Below are 17621 nucleotides of genomic sequence, written 5' to 3'. Positions count from 1 at the left end.
GGTTACTGCGCCAGTTTCAGCAGCGCTGTACGCAGCCGTCCCAGCGCTTCACGAATATCCGCCTCGGGAATGATCAGACTCGGTGCCAGACGCATAACGTCGGCGCCGGCCTGCAGCACCAGTACCCCTTCCTGCTGGGCCAGTTTCATCAGCTGCCCGGCCTGGCCCTGATAGCGCTCGGCCAATACCCCACCGATGAGCAGGCCCTGTCCACGGACCGCCGAGAACACTCCCAGCTCATCATTCAGGGTCCGCAGGCCGCGCGTCAGCAGGTTGTGGCGTTCGGTCACCCCTTCCAGCACCTGGGGGGTGTTGATGAGGTCCAGTACCCTTTCAGCCACGGCACAGCCCAGCGGGTTGCCGCCGTAGGTGCTGCCATGGGTGCCGACGCTCAGGGCCGGGGCCACCCGGTCGGTGGTGAGCATGGCGGCAATCGGGAAACCGCCGCCGATACCCTTGGCGCTGGTCAGGATGTCCGGGGTCACGCCGCTGTGCATGTAGGCGTAGAGTTTGCCGGTACGACCCATGCCGCTCTGCACCTCATCGAAGATCAGCAGTGCATTGTGCTTGTCACAGAGCGCCCGCACCGCCTGAAGGTATTCGGTACTGGCCGGGATCACCCCGCCCTCGCCCTGTACCGGCTCCAGCACCACGGCACAGGTGCGCTCGGAGATCTGCGCTTCCAGGGCAGCAATGTCATTGTAAGGCACGTGGCTGATTCCACCGATGGCCGGACCGAAGCCCTGGGAGTACTTGGGCTGGCCACCCACGCTGACGGTGAACAGGGTCCGACCATGGAAGCTGTTGCTGCAGGCGATGATCTCGTGCTTGTCCGGACCGACATTGTCGTTCGCCCAGCGCCGGGCCAGCTTGAAGGCCGCTTCGTTGGCTTCGGCGCCGGAGTTGACGAACAGCACCCGGTCTGCGAAGGTCGCCGCCACCAGCTTGGCCGCCAGGCGCAACGCCGGCTCGTTGGTCATGATGTTGGATACATGCCAGAGCTTCTGCGCCTGACGGGTGAGTACCTCGACCAGTTCCGGGTGGGCGTGACCCAGCGAGTTGACCGCGATGCCGCCGGCCAGGTCGATGTATTCGCGACCCTCCTGGTCCCACAGGCGCGATCCCTGCCCTCGCACCGGCACCATATCGACGGGGGCGTAATTGGGCATCATGTACCGATCGAAGTCGGCGCGGCTGACCTGCATGGACTGCGACATCTACTCAACTCTCCTGTGATCGCCTGAGGCGCATACGAATCGGCATGCCGTGCATGCCGTGCTTACAAACTGACCCGTCCGTCCTGTGCCTGCTGGGCACGGTACTGGTTCCGGTCCTCCCGGGGAGTGACACCGAAACAGTTGCGGTAGGCACTGGAAAAATGCGGGCCAGAGGAAAAACCGCAGGACAGACCTATCTGGATTATGGATTTGCTGGTCTGCTGCAGCATCTGCCGCGCCCGATTCAGGCGCAGCTCAAGATAATACTGCGATGGAACGCTGTTGAGATACTGCTTGAATATGCGTTCCAGCTGCCGCCGGGAGACACACACGTGCCGCGCGATCTCGTCGGTGGTCAAGGGCTCCTCGATATTGGACTCCATGAGGATCACGGCCTGGGTCAGCTTCGGATGAGTACTGCCCAGACGGTTGCGCAGCGGCACCCGCTGCTGTTCACTTCCCAGGCGAATGCGTTCGATGTTCAGGTCCTCGGCCACCAGCGCTGCCAGATCGGCTCCGTGGTGCTCGGTCACCAGGGTCAGGAACAGATCGGTGATGGCGTAACCGCTGCCACTCATGCGTCCCTCGTCACGCTCGAACAGCCGGGTGCCCGCCTGCACCGTCGGGAAGCGCTCGCGAAACTCCTCCAGCATCCGCCAGTGCACCGCGCAGCGACGCCCATCCAGCAGACCGGCCATGGCCAGCGGGAACACCCCCTCCTCCAGCCCGCCGAGCGTCACGCCCTCCCGGGCCAGACTGCGCAGCTGCTGCGCCAGCGCCGGTGGAATGGATGTCGGCAACTGCGCCACATCGGCCACCAGCCACAGCTGGTCCAGATCCTCGGGCACCTGATCCCAGCGCCGCTCTGACAGCTGCCAGCCCTCGGATGACACCAGGGACTCATCGTCCAGGGTATAGCAGTCGACCCGATACAGCTGCGTCTCGGCCATGCGATTGGCCGAGCGCAGTACCGTCAGGGCGGGCATGACTATCGCCGGGTGACAGCCCGGCCACAGCAGAAACGCCGTGCGCCGTACGGTCATCCGCTGGTCCGCCTGTGGCTGAGAAAAGCGCTCATGGTCACGCCCGAGTCCGTTTTGGAGTCCAAGGGCGCATTGTGCCACAGGCCGGGGCCGGCAGCGAAGAGTGGATCAGGTGGTTGTCACCGCAACTCGGAATAGCTGATCTTCCGGTATCCCGGCAGGCAGCGCTGCAGCACGGCCTGCAGCGACTGGTCGTCCGGCAGATAGTCATCACCAAGACGCCCGTCGGGCAGCCGCCGAGGATGGGCGACGATCTCGACCAGCGCACCGGGGCGCAGGCCGTGAAGCAGGTCGCGGGGGGTGCAGACCTGCCTGACGGTCGCCGTACAATGCCGACGCAGGTGGGCATTCAGCAGTCCCTTGTAGGCGCGTTTCAGTGGCCCTATGTTGCGTCCCAGATTGCGCGCCAGCCGCACCGGAACTCTGTTTTGCCCGGCAAAGACAGCCACCAGGCTGCCGACCGGCAGGCGGTTGTGCACATGCTGGTGGGAGTCGATGTGGCTGGGCACGACACCATGGCGAACGCAGCGATCCCACTGCGCCTGCAGCTCGGCCGCCACCAGTTGCCGGGAGGCGGAATCCAGGCGCAGACGCCAGGGCGGGAGATTCAGGTCAAACTGTCCATCGCGGCAGAACAGCGGGTGCCGGCGCAGTCCGTCGGTCAGCGGCTCGCCGTAGGTGAGATTGAAGTGCAACCCCGCCGCTCCATGCAGCCCCCGCTCGGCGATACCGGCACAGGCCTCCTCGAAGGCGGGCATGTTGGCCATCAGGGTCGCAGAAGAGACGCAACCCAGGGCGAAAGCTTCCCAGATCAGGCCATTGGTCTCACTGTCCAGACCCAGATCATCGGCATTGACTATTACCCGTGAGTCGGTCATGACATCTTCTCCTTCCTGATCCGTGGCTTGACCCGGGCCCAGAGCCGATAGGCGATGCCCAGAAGGATGCCGCCGGGGCGCCGGGAGCAGAAGCGCCAGTGGTGATTGTCTATCAGACCATCCATCCGCTCATGCAGCTGATGATTGGAGTTGTGCAGACTCACGCGGGATGCATCCACCCATTGCCAGCCCTCCTCCAGCCCCCACATCAGCCATTCATGCAGCAGCAGACGACCGCTGCCCAGCGCCGAGTACTCGGGGAGATAGGCGATGTTGTAATCGTACAGCCGGCCGCGCTCCAGAAGGCCCAGTCGGTAGCTGATGCAGCGCCCGTCCCGCTCCAGATAGACCACCCGCACCCTGCCCTGGGCTGCCAGGGCGGTCAGTGCCGCAGTCATCAATGGCAGCCGCTCGGGGGAGAACAGCCCCACGCCCTCCTCGCCTTTCCAGCTGGCCTGCTCCACCGCGGCCAGCTCGCCCACCAGATCGCGCATCTGCCCGGCATCCGGCGCCAGGCGGCGCAGCTGGGCCGTCGCCTCTCCCGCCCGCCGACGCGCCCGGCGCAGCTCCGAGCCGAGTACGCCGGTGGGGTCCTTGTGATCCGCCTCGGTGATCCGGTGCTCGGGTACCCGGCAGCTCAACCTGTCCTCCCGATAGGAGCACAGATCGCTCCAGACCGCCGCCAGCTGGTCCGCCGATTCGGTGGCCAGCACTTCGTTGAACTCGAGCAGGCTGTGCGGCACGCGCGAACGAATCTGCCGCAGGGCTTTCCCGAGCAGAGGGGAGTCAACACCGTCCACCGCCAGAACGATACGGTCGGCCAGGGGATACCCGAGGTGCCGGATTACCCTCCAGGGCATGCCCAGCAGCCTTTCCCGGCCGATGGTCAGGGGCAGGCACAGCACCATGTGTTCCCCCTGCCAGGCCGCGAGTATGCGCAGCTGCCGCCCCGCGAGCTGGTCGGCGCAGGCCCGCAGCCAGGCCAGCTGATTGAAGGGAGTCACCTCGGGTAACCGCTCCAGCAGCTGCGCATAGGCCGTCTCAGGAAAAATCGCCGGGTCGAGACTGTCATACCAGGTGTAGGTTTCAGTCACACCGCCCCTCCGATGACAGCGCGTGGACGGGGCGCAGGCAGACGACGGCCAGCGTAGCGCTCGCTGCGGGACAGGTGCAGGCAGCCGAACAGACAGTAGACATGCACACTCTCGCCTATCTCGCGAAAGCCCAGCCGTGCATGGATGGCCAGTGACGGCGGGTTGGAACAACTGACCAGCGCCCGGCTGTGTGTGAAGCCCAGAGCCCGGTAGTGCGCCCATACGGCCTTCATCATTACCAGTGGAAGACCGCGGGAGCGGTAGGGCCGGGCCACCTCGCCGGCAAACTGGTAGATACACGTTTCCGGCAAACGGACCCAGCAGCGGTAGAGATGACGGTCGTAATAGTCGCGCTCGCTGACCCAGGCCATACAGGCAGCATGCCCCTCACGGTCAAGATTGGCGAAGCCTGTGACACCCTTCTGCTTCAACAGGTCGTTGATCGTGGGCAGATAGGCCGAGAAGTGACGCCGTAGCGCGGGCAGTCGTTGTGCAGTCAGAGTGATCGACGGCCAGCTCGCTTCGTCCAGCCGCCGAAGCTGCGGCAGAGGATCAGCGAGATCACGTTCCAGCACCAGCAGCACCCAGTGTCTGTAGAGAAAACGTTCACGCAGGATGCGCAGGCTGCCCCGCAGCCCCTTGCGTCTCAGCTTGTCCCACAGGTGCAGTGACATGCTATACCTCCCAGTAAAGTATGAAGAGGGTATTGCCGGGCACCCGGAAGTGACCCTGACCCTCGGTGCAATCAATTGCGTGGCTTGCCAGCGGCCCCTCGGGACCCAACCCCTCCAACCGCAGGCCGCGACAATCGTCGGGCAACCCGACCAGACGCACCCGTTGTTCGCGGCCGACCTTGTTCACCCCGAGAACGGCCCGGCGCTCCCCGCCGGCCATGGCCAGGGCATCAACCTCGAAGGCGTCGTTAACCAACTCCTGTACCTGCGGCAGCCAGTGGCGGGCGATCAGCGCCTGAGCCTGAGCCACCGGCTTGGGCTGGAAACTGCCAGACTCATCCATTCGCAGCATGCCCTTGGGATAATCGGGCTCGTCCGCCGCCTGGAACCAGCTCAACAGCTCCAGCAGGCCATCCTGCGATGAATTGATCACCACCGAGGCCCACCACAGGGCAGCAAAATGACTGTCCTGCTCATAGGGACTGAGCGCGGCGCCGCTGGAGATATTGGTCTGATCCAGTAGCAACGCCTTGCGCGGGCGGCCGTGCTCGTCCAGCCCGACCAGGCGGGCCGCAGCCGCCACACTCTGGCGGTAGCGCCGGGTTGCCAGCAGATCACGCACCATCCATTCATGCCAGGCCAGGGCGTCGATCCGATCGCTGTATTGCGCCAGCAGCTGCTGCGTCCAATCCACCCCCCGGCGCCGTGCCGCCCCGGGCCTGAAGGGACCGTCCAGCCAGCGGGAGCTGGCCGGCGCGACCACCCTGATGCCCGCCTGCGCAGCACGGGGGTCACCCTGCAGCGCCTCCAGCATGCGGCCGAAATAGCGGGCAAAACTCGGGTAGTCCGGGTAGTTGAGATTGGGCTCATCGGCAAATCCCAGATAGTGAGGGCCCTGCCCCAGCAGCGCGCTGTCAGCCAGCCAGGCGGCCAGCCCCGCCAGCGTCTGCGGATCAGCAGCCAGCACCGCACGTCTTCCGGTGCCGGCCAGCAGGGTCACACTGGTGCGCAGTCCGAACTCTTCAGCGTAGAGTCGCCGATAGCCGATCTCGCGGCCGGGCTGTTCGGGCAGGACATCGACGAAGCTGTAGTAGGTTGCTGCCCTCAGCCCCAGTTCACGCAGCAGGGGATGGACCGCCTCGGGCGGGTCAGTGTAGGGCAAGGCCACGCCCAGCTCGGGCGTACGACCAACCCTGGCAGCGCCGAGGGCCAGCTCGACCTGCCCCGGAGGCAACTGCACCTGCCGCAGATGCTGTACCTTCATGGCAAACAGGTTGTCGGTCCCATCCAGCCAGAAGGCTGCCTTGCCCTGTCCGCCCAGGTCCAGGCGCCAGATCTCGTCCCGCTCGGAGTCAGGCAGTGGCAGGCTGTCGAACGCCCAGTACTGTTCGTGCTCGCGCAACGGCAGGCGAACCTGGCGGCCATCGGACAGACGCGTGGCCACCAGCAGATTCACGCCACCGTGGTACTTGCCGGCAAGGCTGGCCTGTTGCCGCGCCACGACGCGGAAGTACAGCTGAACGCCGGGGCCGACCTCCGAGTTGAAGTGCAGCTTGACCGGTTCATACAGGGCCTGCACGTATCCCGGCAGCTCTACCTCCCACGCACGGAAGCTGTATCCGGGCACGCTCAGACGATGATCGCCATCGCCGGGGCCAAGGGCGAACTGGCGCACCCCACGGGTCTGGCTTGCGTCGACATCAATCTGGTGCATGAGTCTGCCGTGCCCGTCCAGCAGATACAGCTGCTCATCATTGGCATCGGCCTGCCAGGCCGGCTGCCAGCGCAGGGTGAGTGTGGCTTCCCGCTCCGTGTCCAGATACAGATCGCCATCGCGCAGCTTGCCCCAGACCAGGGTATCGGCCAGGCCCCAGCTGCTCCAGATGACCAGCATGAGCATGAACAGGCCCCGCATCAGGCTGTGCTCCCCTGTCGCGAGCGCAGCAGTGACCGAAGCATGCTCAGGTCCTCCGGCAGCAGGAACAGCGTCCGCCACCAGGCCCCCCCGGACAGCCGGCAGAACTGCCAGAGCATGGCCGTGGCCGCCAGCACGTAGGCCAGCGAGGAGGCCAGGCCCGCGCCGAGAATGCCCCAGTCCGGGATCCACCAGAGGTTGAGCAGCAGATTCACCCCGGCGGCAACGCCGGTGATCAGCGACAGGGTGCCCGGTCGTTGCTTGCCCAGAAGATCCAGTCGCAGGATGCTGGCATAGCACAGGGCAAATACCCCGGGCAGCAGCGCCAGCAGTGCTACCGAGGCCGGGGCGTAGCTGTCGCCGAACAGAGTGACGATCAGCCACTCGCCCAGCAGCGCCATGAGGATGCAGGCCAGCAGCATCACGCTGGCGGTCAGGCGCAGCGCCAGCGGTGTCAACCGCTCCATGCCCTCGCCCTGCTGCAGCAGGCGCTTCATCAGCGGCGTGGTGACCGCTTCGGGAACAATCAGCAGTAGCTCTACCGCCGCACTGGCCATGGCGTAATAACCCAGCTCGGCGGGTGGCAGCAACATACCGATAAGCAGATAATCGGCGCGCAGCAGCACCTGCTGGAAGAGCACCTCGGGGTGGCTGCGCAGGCCGTAGCGGGCCAGTGCCCCCTGCTCGTCCCGTTGCCAACGCGGGCGCAGCCGGTGGAACCGTCCCAGCCAGCAGATACCCACCACCACCACCATTATCAGGCCGATCAGCCAGCTGCCGATGGCCGCCTCCAGTGCGGCGGAGGGAAACAGCGCCCACAGCGCCACGAAAAGCAGCAAGGGTCCCAGGGATTCCAACAGGCGCAGGGAGTTGAACGGCCCCACCCGGCCATCGGCATTGTGCAGCACCAGCAAGGAATTCTTGCCGATCACCACGGGCACGGCAATCAGCAGCACCCAGACCCAGGGACCCAGCCGCTCGGCAAACTCGGGCAGGCTCCCCAGGCTGTGGATGGCAAGCAGGACCAGCAGGGTCAGCACGCCAGCCAGTGCGCACCCCTGCACCAGAATATGGGCCAGCAGCGGCCCCATACCCCGTTGCCGCGCGGCATGGAAGGCCACCGCGCTGGTCAGCCCGCCGCTGGTAACGGCAACAATCATGTCCGGCAGCGCTGCGAGCAGTGCGAAGATGCCACGGTCGGCGGGTCCCAGCAGCCGGGCGAGCAGAACGTTACGCACCAGACGCAGGGCTATCATGGTCAGGCGGGTAGCCAGGCTCAGCGCCAGGTGGCGCAGGTAGTCGCCGCCTTTCATCGCAACGCCCCCTGCATCAACCGCCATCCCAGCAGTCCCGGCCAGCGCGCCGCGCTGTGGCTGACATCTATGCGCGGCAAGGCCAGGGGATCGCTTTCCGGGGAAACGAGGCCGGCCCGGGTGGCCAGCGCACGGGGATAACCCTGAACGGCGACCGCTGCGCGCACCCGCGCATCCACATCACCGTTGGGGTAACAGAACACTTCCAGGGGGTTGCGGCAACGCTCGCGCAGCACCGTCGCCGAGCGCGCAATATCGGCCCGCAGTTGCGGATCGTCCAGCCCGGTGAGAATCGCATGGCCGGCACCGTGGGAGCCGAAACGGATCAGACCTGAGGCCTCCATCATCGCCACTTGCTCCCAGGACAGGGCATCGCAGTGGTCCTGCGGCGGGCAGAACCCCGTGAGCTGCTCCAGACGAGCCGGTGGCAGCGGTTTAAGGTCCTGCAGATAACGGGCAATCGCCTGGCTGCGCGCCGCGCTCATCTGTCCGCCCCGGATGATGGCGGGCACCGGGTGGCCCTCAGCCGCCAGGGCCGAGAGCAGGACGGTACAGGCCCCGCCGCATTGCCACAGGCTCTCGCCGATTGCTTCCCACCAGAACCGGCGCGAGGTACCTATGTAATCGGTCGCCAGGAAAATGCTGGCCGGTACGCCGTGGCGCTGCAGCAGAGGAAACGCCTGTTCGGCGTTGTCGTGCCAGCCATCGTCGAAGGTCAGACTGATCCGCGGACGTTGGCCGGCCGGCGCGCTCAGCAGATCCTCCAGAGGTACGCAGTCGAAATGCTTTTTCAGCCAGCCGAGCAGTCGGTCGAAGGCGCCGGCGCCGATGCACAGGGCTCGACGATGCGGCAGATCCGCCTCGGCATCACTGGCCAGCACCCGATGCAGCATCAGCACGCTGCCCCGGCGGGCGAGCCGGACCCGGGCCGGAGGCGCTGCCAGCCAGATGCTGCCCATCAATCGCTTGACCTGCTGCTTCGTGACCATGTCATCGACTCTGCTGCGGATTCCACAGGCTGTAGCGCCGCCCGCGGATGAACTGAACCAGACCCACTGCCATGCCGACCAGCGTCACCAGAAAGAAGCCGGCCAGGCGAAAGGCGCGCGGCAGGCGATCACTCCGATCGAACAGACCGGCCAGGCCAACGGCATAGCCGGTCAGTTGCAGCAGCAGACTGAACCGGTACAGCGGACCGGCGTCCCATAGCGCCAGATTGGCGAGCAGCAGTGGAACCAGCAACAGCGGTGCAAACCGTCGAAGTACCTTGTGACTGATCAGTGCCAGGGCGTAGGCGCCATAGCGCAGGGGGTTGAGCAGTTGGCGTCGTACCAGCAGGCTCTGCAAGCCGCCCACTGTCACCCGGATGCGGCGATGCAGCTGCTTGTCCGCTTCGGCCAGCCCATGATCCAGCACCACGGCGCCCGGCACATGGACGATGCGCTGCCCCTGAACCGGGGCACAGGTGCTCAGAAAGAAGTCGTCATTCACCTCGTCCGGGATCGGCTGCCACAGCTCCCGGCGCAGGGCCAGCAGTGCGCCATCGGCGGAGACCATGCAACCAACCCGGTTCTCCAGCTCGCGCAACCAGGCCTCGTAACGGCGATACCAGCGGTCACCGATGCTCAGCGACGAACCCGACCTGTGTACTACCAGGGTGCCGCCGCAACAGCCGACAGTGGGATCAGCCAGGGGGGCCAGCAGATGATTGAGAGTCTCGGCCGTCCAGACGTTATCCGCATCGGTGAATACCAGCACCTCGTACCGGGCTTCCGCCACCGCGACGTTGAGCGCCCGGGTCTTGCCCATGCGTGGCAGATCCAGCACCCGCACCCGTGCGTCTCCCACCGCTTCGGCCAGGGCAACGGTATCATCGCTGGAGCCGTCGCTGGCCACCAGAATCTCCAGAGCCGAGGCTGGATAGCCCTGCCCCAGGAGGCTGCGGATCTTGCTCTGGATGTGCGCTGCCTCATTATGCGCAGCGATGATGATACTGACCGACAGCGCGCTGTTGCCGCTTCGCACCGGGCGTGAGATGAAGGTTCCAAGTACCCGCAGAACGAGCGGATAACCCAGCCAGGCATAGGCCGGCAGCAGCAGGCAGGTCCAGAATAGGAATTCAGCCACGGGCGGGCCTCCGCGAGGAATGGTTGAAAAGCGCGCCGATCAGACCTGCGGCGGTCAGGTGCAGACGCAACCAGTGCAGACCGGCCAGCTGCAGGCTGAGCAGCGGATCACGATGCCGCCAGCTCTGGCGCAGCGACAGGGCCAGGGCGATCAGGACACCGGGCAACAGCAGCAGGAAAGCCAGATCTGCGCGAATGGACAGCATCGAGGCGAGGCTCAGCAGAGAAGCCGCCGATACCGCCAAGGCCAGTAGCGGAAAGCGCCACTGCCGCAAGCCGGGATGTTCCCGCAGAAGCTGCAGATGACTGCCCTGGCGCCACCACTCCTTGCCCAGCCACTCTGCCCAGCTGGCTTCATAACCCCAGTGCAGCGCTGGGGGAGTCGGCACCAGCAGCAGGCGGGCACCGGCAGCATGCAGGCGCAGACCCAGGTCCTTGTCCTCGCCGGTGCGCAGCTGCTCGTCGAACCCCCCTACCCGTTCGAACCAGTTTCTCGGCAGACACAGGTTGGCACTGGGCAGCCAGTCACGCAGGCGTGCAGCACCGGTGCTCTGATTACGTAGCTGCCAGCTCCGGGCGAACCAAGGGGCTTCCGCCGGCGCAGCGCATTCCAGGGCGAAGACATCGGCCCTGTCCTGCTCAAAGATGTTGCGCCCGAGAATGAACCAGTCCGCCGGCATTTCCATGTCGGCATCCAGAAAGGCCAGCCACTGACCTTGCGCCGCCCGTGCCCCGAGGTTACGCAGGGCCCCTATCCCCAGGCCGGCACCATCCAGCACACGGGCACCGGCCTCCCGGGCCAGCTGCGAGCTGGCATCAGTGGAGCCGTTGTCCACCACCAGCAGCTCGCAGGCAATACCAGCATGCTCGGCGGCGGTGCGTACGCTCGCCAGGGTACGGGCGATATGCCGCTCTTCATTGAACATGGGGATGATCACGCTGAGCTTCATGCGCTACGGACCTCCGCCGGGCCACCGGACTCGGCCTGTTGACGCAACACCCAGGACAGGCCCAGCAGCAACCAGAGCAACTTGTGGTTGGGCACGCTGAGAAACAACAGGAACAGGGTCATGGAGAAGAAGGCCAGGCCCAGGTGCACTACCAGATCGGCCAGCTCGCGCTCGCCGCGGTCCAGCCAGGCGCGCCGCGCCCGCTCGAAGTTGCGCCAGCCCATCAGCAGCAGCGCGAGAAACAGCAACCCGGCCGGAATACCCATCTCAGCGAAGATCTCCAGGTAGGTGTTGTGCGCACGGCGGTAGATGTCCAGGCTGTCACTGCTGTCGGAGAAGGCCTTGGCGTAACCGGTAGTCGCGTAGCGCAGAGCAAAGGTGCCGGGACCACCGCCGAACACCGGATCCTCCCGGATCATCTCACCACCGACCAGCAGATAGGAGGCCCGGCGCCCCAGGGAGGCGTCCTGATGGGCATTGACCCCGGACCGGAGAATCGACAGGGACTTGATGCGCTCGACATAGTCATCCGGCACCGACATCAGACCCAGCGGCACCAGCAGCGCCGCCCCCAGCATGATGAATCCCAGGTGTCTGGGCCGGATGCGGGCCAGGCGTGCCCGGTGGTGCCAGAGCCCGACGAGCAGAGCGAGCAGCAGCACCACCAACCCTGACCGCGAGTCGGTTCGGGTCATCCCCGCCATCAGTACTACCCCCAGCCCCAGCCACAGCAACCGCGTCAGCCAGTGCCGGGCGCGCATGGCCAGCAATACCGCCAGGGGCATGGCAACCGTGATCAGCAGGGCAAAGTAGTTGGCGTCCTGCAACAGGCCGACCGCACGCCCCTGTACCTGGTGCCGGGCGGAAAACAGGGCGATAAGGCAGGTGGCCGCCACACTGACCACCAGCAACCGGCACAGCGGCAGCAATGGCAGGTCTCGCCCTACCAGCAGGACAATGCCGAACAGGGTCATGCCTATCAGCAGTTCCCGCAGGTTGCCCAGCGATGCCGGATGGTTGCTGCTGAACAGGAAACTCAATCCCACCCACAGCAGGAACAGCAACAGCAGCGGCCACAGATTGCTGCGCGCCCGTCCCTCCGGCAACTGGCGCAGCAGCAGCTGCATCAGCAGAATGCCGATCAGCGAGGCCCCCAGGAACTTGGCCGGGGAAAACGCCAGCTCCTTGAACAACCCCTCGAGCGGCACCAGTACCACCAGTCCGAGCAGTCCCCAGCCCGGTCGCCGGTAGAGGAAGGCCACCACGGCCAACGCGCCTATCACCATGGGCGCAAGCCAGGGCCAGGGACTTGCAAGGGCCAGCACGCAGGCCAGGCCCAACATAATCCCCATCATCGCGACTATCAGCATGCTCGCTCCTCCTGCGCCTGGCGATACAGTTCCTGCCAGCGCACCGCCAATTGAGGCAAGGCATACTCGCTGGCCTGGCGCAGCCGCGCGGCGCGTGCCAGACGATCTGCCAGCGACTTGTCTTCCAGCAGGCGCAGCACGCAGTCGCCCAGCAAGGCACTCTGTCCCGGCGGCGCGAGCAGGGCATGTTCCCCGTTCTCCACCACGTCCGGGATGCCGCCGACAGCGAAGGCGGCCACCGGCGTGCCCGCCGCCATGGCCTCCAGCAGCACCATGGGTGTGCCCTCGGTTCGGGAGCTGATTACCAGAACGGAAAGGCGCGCCAGCCAGGCCGCGATATCGGTCTGGTAACCGGCCAGATGAATACGCCGCCCGAGCCCCGCCGCCTGGATCCGCGCAGCCAGGCTGTCCTCCAGCGGGCCATCGCCGATGAGCACCGCCTGGGCTTCCGGACGACGCACCAGCACCGGTAACAGCGCGTCGAGAAGCTGATCTGGACCCTTCTCGTGGCTCAGTCGCCCGACGTAGCCTACCAGCGGCGTGGTCACCGCCCGGGGCAGCGACGCTCGTGGCGGCAGACCATTGGGAATCACCCGCAGCTTGCCGGCGCAGACCCCCGCGCTCAGGTGCAGCTCGGCGACTCCACGGGAAACGCAGGCCACCCGGGTGACTGTCCTGCTGCGCCCCATGCGCAACGCCAGCCAGGTATAGAACTGCTGCTTCAGGCTTCTGGGCGTGAAACCATGCTGCGTCCACACCAGCGGCATGGCCAGCCGTCGGGCACACAGCCAGCTGAACAGCTGCGCACGGAAGTTGTGCGCATTGAGCAGACCCGGGTGCCGACGCAGCTCGGTATACAGGCTCTTCAGTCCGGCACAGGGGACCGCGGTCACCCCGGCTTCACTGAAGCGGCGCAGCAGCTCGCCGGGCCCGTCGAGGAAGATCACTCGATGACGACCCGGCACCTGCAGACAGTGATCCAGCAGCATGCGCTCGGCGCCGTAGAAGCCCCCGCTGTGAATCACGTGATTGATGTTCACGTCCGTGCCCAATGCCAGAACCAGCGCCAGCTGCCCGGGCGGTGCTGATTGATCACCGGCGTCTCGTCAGCATTGATCACCAGCAGCACCGGCAGGCCCAGATGCTGGGGCACCTGTGACGGCTGCTTGAAGCGATGGTCGAAGAACTCCCGCACATAGGCCAGCGCCAGAGCGAGCAGCAGCCCGGTCAGCAATCCCAGCGGGATGATCAGCAGCGGCTTGGGAAACGCCGGTTCGGTCGGCTCATAGGGCTGACTGAGGATCCGGGCATTGGACAGGGAACCATCGATCAGACCCTGACTGCGACTTTCCTCGGAGCGCTGGGTATAGGTGAAGAACGCCTTGTGCAGCGCGTCAATCTCGGTATCCAGCTGGCGCAGCTTGCTCTGCACCTCCTGCAGCAGGCGGATGCGATCCTTGTACTGGGCGATCCGCTCCTCCTTCTGGGTGATCACCGAGTGCATGATCGCCAGGTCTTCACTGCGCTCGCGGATGCGATTCTCAACCACCTGCAGGAATTGATTGCGGGTCTGGGTGATCTGCCGGCGCTGCTCGCGGATCGGCAGACTGTCATCCTGATAGGACGCTGCCGCGCTGGCGTAACGTCCGACCTGCTCCGCCAGCTGCTCGCCCAGCTGTTTGATCTCCCGATCCTCGTAGGCGATGTTGTCGATGATGTTGGCGAAGGCATAGGGGAAGGTGTAATCGGTCAGGCCCGACCTGCGCGCCTCCTGCAGACTGGCCTGCAGGTAGTCACGCCAGCGCTGGCTCTCCAGAGCGCGGTCGCGGTACTGGTTGAGCGCCTGCTCCTCGGTATTGATGGCGTTGAGACGGAAGGTGATCTCTTCCGCCGGGTCCGATGCGTTGGCCGCAGCCAGCAGCTCCAGACGCTGCGCCTCCAGATCATCCAGGCGCTGTTCGTACTGTGCCTTCTTCTGCTCGTAGAAATGCTGTGGCAGGTCGTTGGACTGCAGCATCTGCCGATTGAGCAGGTAGTTGGCCAGCAGGCGCTCGACAAAGCGGGTACCCTGCACCGGGTCCGGGAAGTCGTAGACCACGGTTATTACGTTCGAACCCGGGCGGGTCTCGATGGTCAACGCCTTCGCTGCCTGTTCGGTCCAGGCATCAAGGGTAGTGTCGCGCACCGGGTCGGTCTCAAGTCCGAGCAGGTGACGCAGCGGATTGACCACGTGATTGCGGATCGGATTGGCGATGTAGGTCTTCAGAGGCCGGACCAGCCATTTGTTCAGCAGGCCCGGACGCGGATCGTAGCTGCCCTCTTCCCGGAGTTCGGCGATGGTCTGCCGGATCAGGGTGGTGGAGCGCAGGATATTGACCTCGGTTTCCATGTCCGTCAGCGTCGGCGGAATGAACTTGTCGCTTTCCTGGCTGAGCGCCGTGCTGACGTCAGCCTGGGACAACTTCTTGGACTGCACGATGATGTCCGCACTGATCTCGAAGGTCTGCTTGAGCACCAGCGGCAGTAACAGCGTGATCAGTGCGAACAGCAGGAACACCCGCTTGATCAGTCGCCTGTGCACGAACAGTACTCGCAGGAAGTCGTGCAGATAGTTTTCCATTCTGTTCATGACCCGTCCTTGATCAGTCGTCATCTTTGTTATCCACACGGTAGGAGAAGCTGAAGCCGACGCCCTGGAAAAGCACCACGTCCGCCAACTGGCGGCTGACCTCGCCGGCTCTGGTCAGGCGGGTCTTGGGTACATAGATCAGGTCATCGGGCTGCAGATAGGCAAAGGCCTGCGCCTGGCCCTTGAGAGCCGCATCCACATCGTACAGATGCACGGCCACCTCGTTGCCGCGCCGGCGCATGATCGCCACCGTCTCGAGGTTGGCACCCAACAGCGGCCCCTGGGCCATGGTCAGGGCCTCCAGCACCGAGACCGGACGCCGCACCGGGTAAGCACCGGGCTGAGTGACGGCACCAAGCACGTAGACTTCGTTGGCCACGGTCGACTTGAGCAGCACATCGGCGCGGATCTCGCCGAACTCGGCGGCATACAGCTGATTCAGCTCTGCCACCACGTCCTCTACGCTCTTGCCCTGCAGTGCCAGGGTTCCCACCAGGGGAAAGCTTGCACGCCCGTCCGCGCCGACGGTAATCTCGCGGCTCATGCCGGTCGCCGGATGGTTCAGCGTCATGCGCAGGTTCTCCAGCTGGGCCATGGGCCTGGCCACCGAGACCACGATCTCCGGTCGGCGCAGTACCCGACTGTATTGCTCGATCACCTTGCGCTGAGCATCAGCTACCGACAGGCCGGCCACCTCTATGGCTCCCACATAGGGCATGTCGACCACGCCATCGGGCATGACGATGCGCGTACCATTGAGTTCACTGGCGGTCAGGAACATCATTTCCAGATGGTCACCGCGCTGGATGCGGTAAGGGCCATCGCTGGAGGTATTGAGATGAAAGATCACATCCAGTACGTCGCCGGGGCGCAGCAGCTGTTTGATGGGCATTACTTCGGATGCCTGACTGTGTTCCGCCGGTGCTGTCACCAGCTGTACCGGCAACTGGCTTTCCTGCACGCTCGAGCAGCCGCCCAGCACAAGCCCCAGCATCAGGGTCGATAACGGTATTCTCATGGGTCGCTCGCTCAAAGATTGTCGTAAATCCATTTCGGCATGTAATAGCGCCGGGCATTGAAGATGCTGCCGATCACTCGGGCGTCCGCCTGATTCAGCCGCTGCACCGCTGCCTGGGCTACTTCCCAGCGCGTTTCCTCCGCGCGTACCACCAGCACCACACCGTCGACCCGAGCGGCCAGACTGACCAGGCCGGAGTTGGCATAGACGGCGTCGCCATCGAGAATCACGAAGCGATAGTGCTGCCCCAGCGCAGCGAACAGTTGCGGCAGGGCCTTGGGATCCAGCGTCCCGTTGCCGCCCAGCGGCAGAAAGTCGAAGGGTTGCTGCTCCAGCTTGACTACACAGGACTGGGGCGCCATCTGTGACGTCGCCAGAAGGTCGAGAAAACCCGGCCGGTCCTCGAGCTTGTGCGCCCGGGTCAGCCCCGCATCGGACAGGCAGGCATCCACCACCAGCACCGGTTCCCGGCTGGTCTGCGCCAGTTCCCCCGCCAGTGTCAGGGTGCAGGACGATGTCCCGCTGCCCGGGCTGGCCGCCGTGACCAGTATCACCTTGAGGTCCTGATCCACGGCCAGCGCGGCGAGATTGCTCTCGCTCGGGCGCCGTGCGCAAATCGCATTCGACATCCTTTCCATATCAACTTGCTCCCTGGCCGTTCAGCACCTTGAAGGGGGTTATCAGAAGTATCTTCAGGTCCATCAGCGGACCCTGTTGGGCGATGTATTTCATGTCCAGCTCGACCCGCTCGTCGAAGCCCACATCGCTGCGCCCGGACACCTGCCACAACCCGGTGATACCGGGATAGATGCTCAGGCGACTCAGATGGTGGTCATGGTAGGTGGTGGCCTTGAATGACGTCGGTCGGGGGCCCACCAGACGCATGTGGCCCAGCACCACGTTGATCAGATTGGGCAGCTCATCCAGACTGGAGCGGCGCAGATGGCGACCGATCCCCGTGATGCGCGGATCCCTGTCGATCTTGAAGTCGACCGAATCCTTGCCATGCTTGTTCAGATGCCGCAGAGACTCCTTGAGCTCCTCGGCATTGACCACCATGGTGCGGAACTTGAACATGCCGAAGCGCCTGCCGCGAAAGCCCGTACGCTCCTGAATGAAGAATACCGGCCCAGGGCTGCCGAGCTTGATGGCCAGCGCGATAGCCAGCAGCAGCGGCGATATAAGCACCAGCAGCAACGCGGCGATCAATGCCGACACCCAGCGATTGCAACGGGACAGCGTCCATGGCCGGCCACCGGTTCGGCCGGTGATCCAGCCCCGGTCCTGCACCCGCAGGGCATTGTCCATCTTCTGTCTGAATACATGATCCCGTCGGTCTGCCGACGGGGAGACTATGCTGTCGACTTCCAGCACGGGTGATGCGTCGTCCATGT

General features: G+C 64.9%; 16 protein-coding genes. All 16 read right to left on the bottom strand.

Translation table 11 applies throughout. The features are described 5' to 3' along the window. Nucleotides 1–2: 2 nt before the first annotated feature. Complete coding sequence (locus tag VF673_RS00850; RefSeq protein ID WP_440290551.1) at nucleotides 3–1217, bottom strand: aspartate aminotransferase family protein; 1215 nt, start codon at nucleotides 1215–1217, stop codon at nucleotides 3–5. A gap of 62 nt (nucleotides 1218–1279) precedes the next feature. Then, entirely contained in the window at nucleotides 1280–2260 is a 981-nt protein-coding gene (locus VF673_RS00845) for a GlxA family transcriptional regulator (RefSeq protein ID WP_440290550.1), read from the bottom strand. Nucleotides 2261–2379: 119 nt separating this feature from the next. Beyond that, nucleotides 2380–3138, bottom strand: coding sequence for a ChbG/HpnK family deacetylase (locus tag VF673_RS00840; protein ID WP_440290549.1), 759 nt, complete (start codon nucleotides 3136–3138; stop codon nucleotides 2380–2382). Beyond that, the gene (locus tag VF673_RS00835; protein WP_440290548.1) at nucleotides 3135–4232 is read right to left on the bottom strand and encodes a GNAT family N-acetyltransferase; all 1098 of its coding nucleotides are present in this window, start codon (nucleotides 4230–4232) and stop codon (nucleotides 3135–3137) included. The genes VF673_RS00840 and VF673_RS00835 overlap by 4 nt, the downstream gene beginning before the upstream one ends. Further along, nucleotides 4229–4906, bottom strand: coding sequence for an N-acetyltransferase family protein (locus VF673_RS00830; protein WP_440290547.1), 678 nt, complete (start codon nucleotides 4904–4906; stop codon nucleotides 4229–4231). The genes VF673_RS00835 and VF673_RS00830 overlap by 4 nt, the downstream gene beginning before the upstream one ends. Before the next feature lies 1 nt (nucleotide 4907). Then, nucleotides 4908–6821 carry a hypothetical protein gene (locus VF673_RS00825; RefSeq protein ID WP_440290546.1) on the bottom strand — a complete coding sequence of 638 codons (1914 nt, stop codon included), beginning with the start codon at nucleotides 6819–6821 and terminating at the stop codon, nucleotides 4908–4910. Then, nucleotides 6821–8134 (bottom strand): oligosaccharide flippase family protein, encoded by a 1314-nt coding sequence (locus VF673_RS00820; RefSeq protein WP_440290877.1) that lies wholly within the window; start codon nucleotides 8132–8134, stop codon nucleotides 6821–6823. Before VF673_RS00820 ends, VF673_RS00825 begins: the two co-directional genes overlap by 1 nt. Beyond that, a complete protein-coding gene (locus VF673_RS00815; protein ID WP_440290545.1) occupies nucleotides 8131–9123 on the bottom strand; it encodes a polysaccharide deacetylase family protein in 993 nt (330 codons plus the stop codon). The genes VF673_RS00820 and VF673_RS00815 overlap by 4 nt, the downstream gene beginning before the upstream one ends. 1 nt (nucleotide 9124) lies before the next feature. Next, nucleotides 9125–10261: a glycosyltransferase gene (locus tag VF673_RS00810; RefSeq protein ID WP_440290544.1), complete on the bottom strand. Its 1137-nt coding sequence runs from the start codon at nucleotides 10259–10261 to the stop codon at nucleotides 9125–9127. Then, a complete protein-coding gene (locus tag VF673_RS00805; protein ID WP_440290543.1) occupies nucleotides 10254–11210 on the bottom strand; it encodes a glycosyltransferase family 2 protein in 957 nt (318 codons plus the stop codon). The genes VF673_RS00810 and VF673_RS00805 overlap by 8 nt, the downstream gene beginning before the upstream one ends. Then, nucleotides 11207–12580 carry an O-antigen ligase family protein gene (locus tag VF673_RS00800; RefSeq protein WP_440290542.1) on the bottom strand — a complete coding sequence of 458 codons (1374 nt, stop codon included), beginning with the start codon at nucleotides 12578–12580 and terminating at the stop codon, nucleotides 11207–11209. The genes VF673_RS00805 and VF673_RS00800 overlap by 4 nt, the downstream gene beginning before the upstream one ends. After that, entirely contained in the window at nucleotides 12574–13569 is a 996-nt protein-coding gene (locus tag VF673_RS00795) for a glycosyltransferase family 4 protein (protein ID WP_440290876.1), read from the bottom strand. Before VF673_RS00795 ends, VF673_RS00800 begins: the two co-directional genes overlap by 7 nt. Nucleotides 13570–13616: 47 nt before the next feature. Beyond that, entirely contained in the window at nucleotides 13617–15209 is a 1593-nt protein-coding gene (locus VF673_RS00790) for a GumC family protein (RefSeq protein ID WP_090537961.1), read from the bottom strand. A gap of 13 nt (nucleotides 15210–15222) precedes the next feature. Further along, nucleotides 15223–16227 (bottom strand): polysaccharide biosynthesis/export family protein, encoded by a 1005-nt coding sequence (locus tag VF673_RS00785; RefSeq protein WP_440290541.1) that lies wholly within the window; start codon nucleotides 16225–16227, stop codon nucleotides 15223–15225. Between the two features lie 11 nt (nucleotides 16228–16238). Then, nucleotides 16239–16865 carry a CpsD/CapB family tyrosine-protein kinase gene (locus VF673_RS00780; RefSeq protein WP_440290540.1) on the bottom strand — a complete coding sequence of 209 codons (627 nt, stop codon included), beginning with the start codon at nucleotides 16863–16865 and terminating at the stop codon, nucleotides 16239–16241. A gap of 1 nt (nucleotide 16866) precedes the next feature. Then, nucleotides 16867–17535 (bottom strand): sugar transferase, encoded by a 669-nt coding sequence (locus VF673_RS00775; protein ID WP_440290875.1) that lies wholly within the window; start codon nucleotides 17533–17535, stop codon nucleotides 16867–16869. Between the last annotated feature and the right edge of the window lie 86 nt (nucleotides 17536–17621).

The organism is Halopseudomonas sp. Lyrl_26 (assembly GCF_051948695.1).
Lineage (GTDB): Bacteria > Pseudomonadota > Gammaproteobacteria > Pseudomonadales > Pseudomonadaceae > Halopseudomonas > Halopseudomonas formosensis.
This window is presented reverse-complemented; position numbering and strand designations above follow the sequence as displayed.

What these genes read in the sequence shown, in the direction of transcription:
- VF673_RS00850 (WP_440290551.1), bottom strand. Translation starts at nt 1,217, where the DNA reads ATGTCGCAGTCCATGCAGGTCAGCCGCGCCGACTTCGATCGGTACATG.
- VF673_RS00845 (WP_440290550.1), bottom strand. Translation starts at nt 2,260, where the DNA reads ATGACCGTACGGCGCACGGCGTTTCTGCTGTGGCCGGGCTGTCACCCG.
- VF673_RS00840 (WP_440290549.1), bottom strand. Translation starts at nt 3,138, where the DNA reads ATGACCGACTCACGGGTAATAGTCAATGCCGATGATCTGGGTCTGGAC.
- VF673_RS00830 (WP_440290547.1), bottom strand. Translation starts at nt 4,906, where the DNA reads ATGTCACTGCACCTGTGGGACAAGCTGAGACGCAAGGGGCTGCGGGGC.
- VF673_RS00825 (WP_440290546.1), bottom strand. Translation starts at nt 6,821, where the DNA reads ATGCGGGGCCTGTTCATGCTCATGCTGGTCATCTGGAGCAGCTGGGGC.
- VF673_RS00820 (WP_440290877.1), bottom strand. Translation starts at nt 8,134, where the DNA reads ATGAAAGGCGGCGACTACCTGCGCCACCTGGCGCTGAGCCTGGCTACC.
- VF673_RS00815 (WP_440290545.1), bottom strand. Translation starts at nt 9,123, where the DNA reads ATGGTCACGAAGCAGCAGGTCAAGCGATTGATGGGCAGCATCTGGCTG.
- VF673_RS00805 (WP_440290543.1), bottom strand. Translation starts at nt 11,210, where the DNA reads ATGAAGCTCAGCGTGATCATCCCCATGTTCAATGAAGAGCGGCATATC.
- VF673_RS00800 (WP_440290542.1), bottom strand. Translation starts at nt 12,580, where the DNA reads ATGCTGATAGTCGCGATGATGGGGATTATGTTGGGCCTGGCCTGCGTG.
- VF673_RS00795 (WP_440290876.1), bottom strand. Translation starts at nt 13,569, where the DNA reads ATGCTGCTGGATCACTGTCTGCAGGTGCCGGGTCGTCATCGAGTGATC.
- VF673_RS00790 (WP_090537961.1), bottom strand. Translation starts at nt 15,209, where the DNA reads ATGAACAGAATGGAAAACTATCTGCACGACTTCCTGCGAGTACTGTTC.
- VF673_RS00785 (WP_440290541.1), bottom strand. Translation starts at nt 16,227, where the DNA reads ATGAGAATACCGTTATCGACCCTGATGCTGGGGCTTGTGCTGGGCGGC.
- VF673_RS00780 (WP_440290540.1), bottom strand. Translation starts at nt 16,865, where the DNA reads ATGGAAAGGATGTCGAATGCGATTTGCGCACGGCGCCCGAGCGAGAGC.
- VF673_RS00775 (WP_440290875.1), bottom strand. Translation starts at nt 17,535, where the DNA reads ATGGACAATGCCCTGCGGGTGCAGGACCGGGGCTGGATCACCGGCCGA.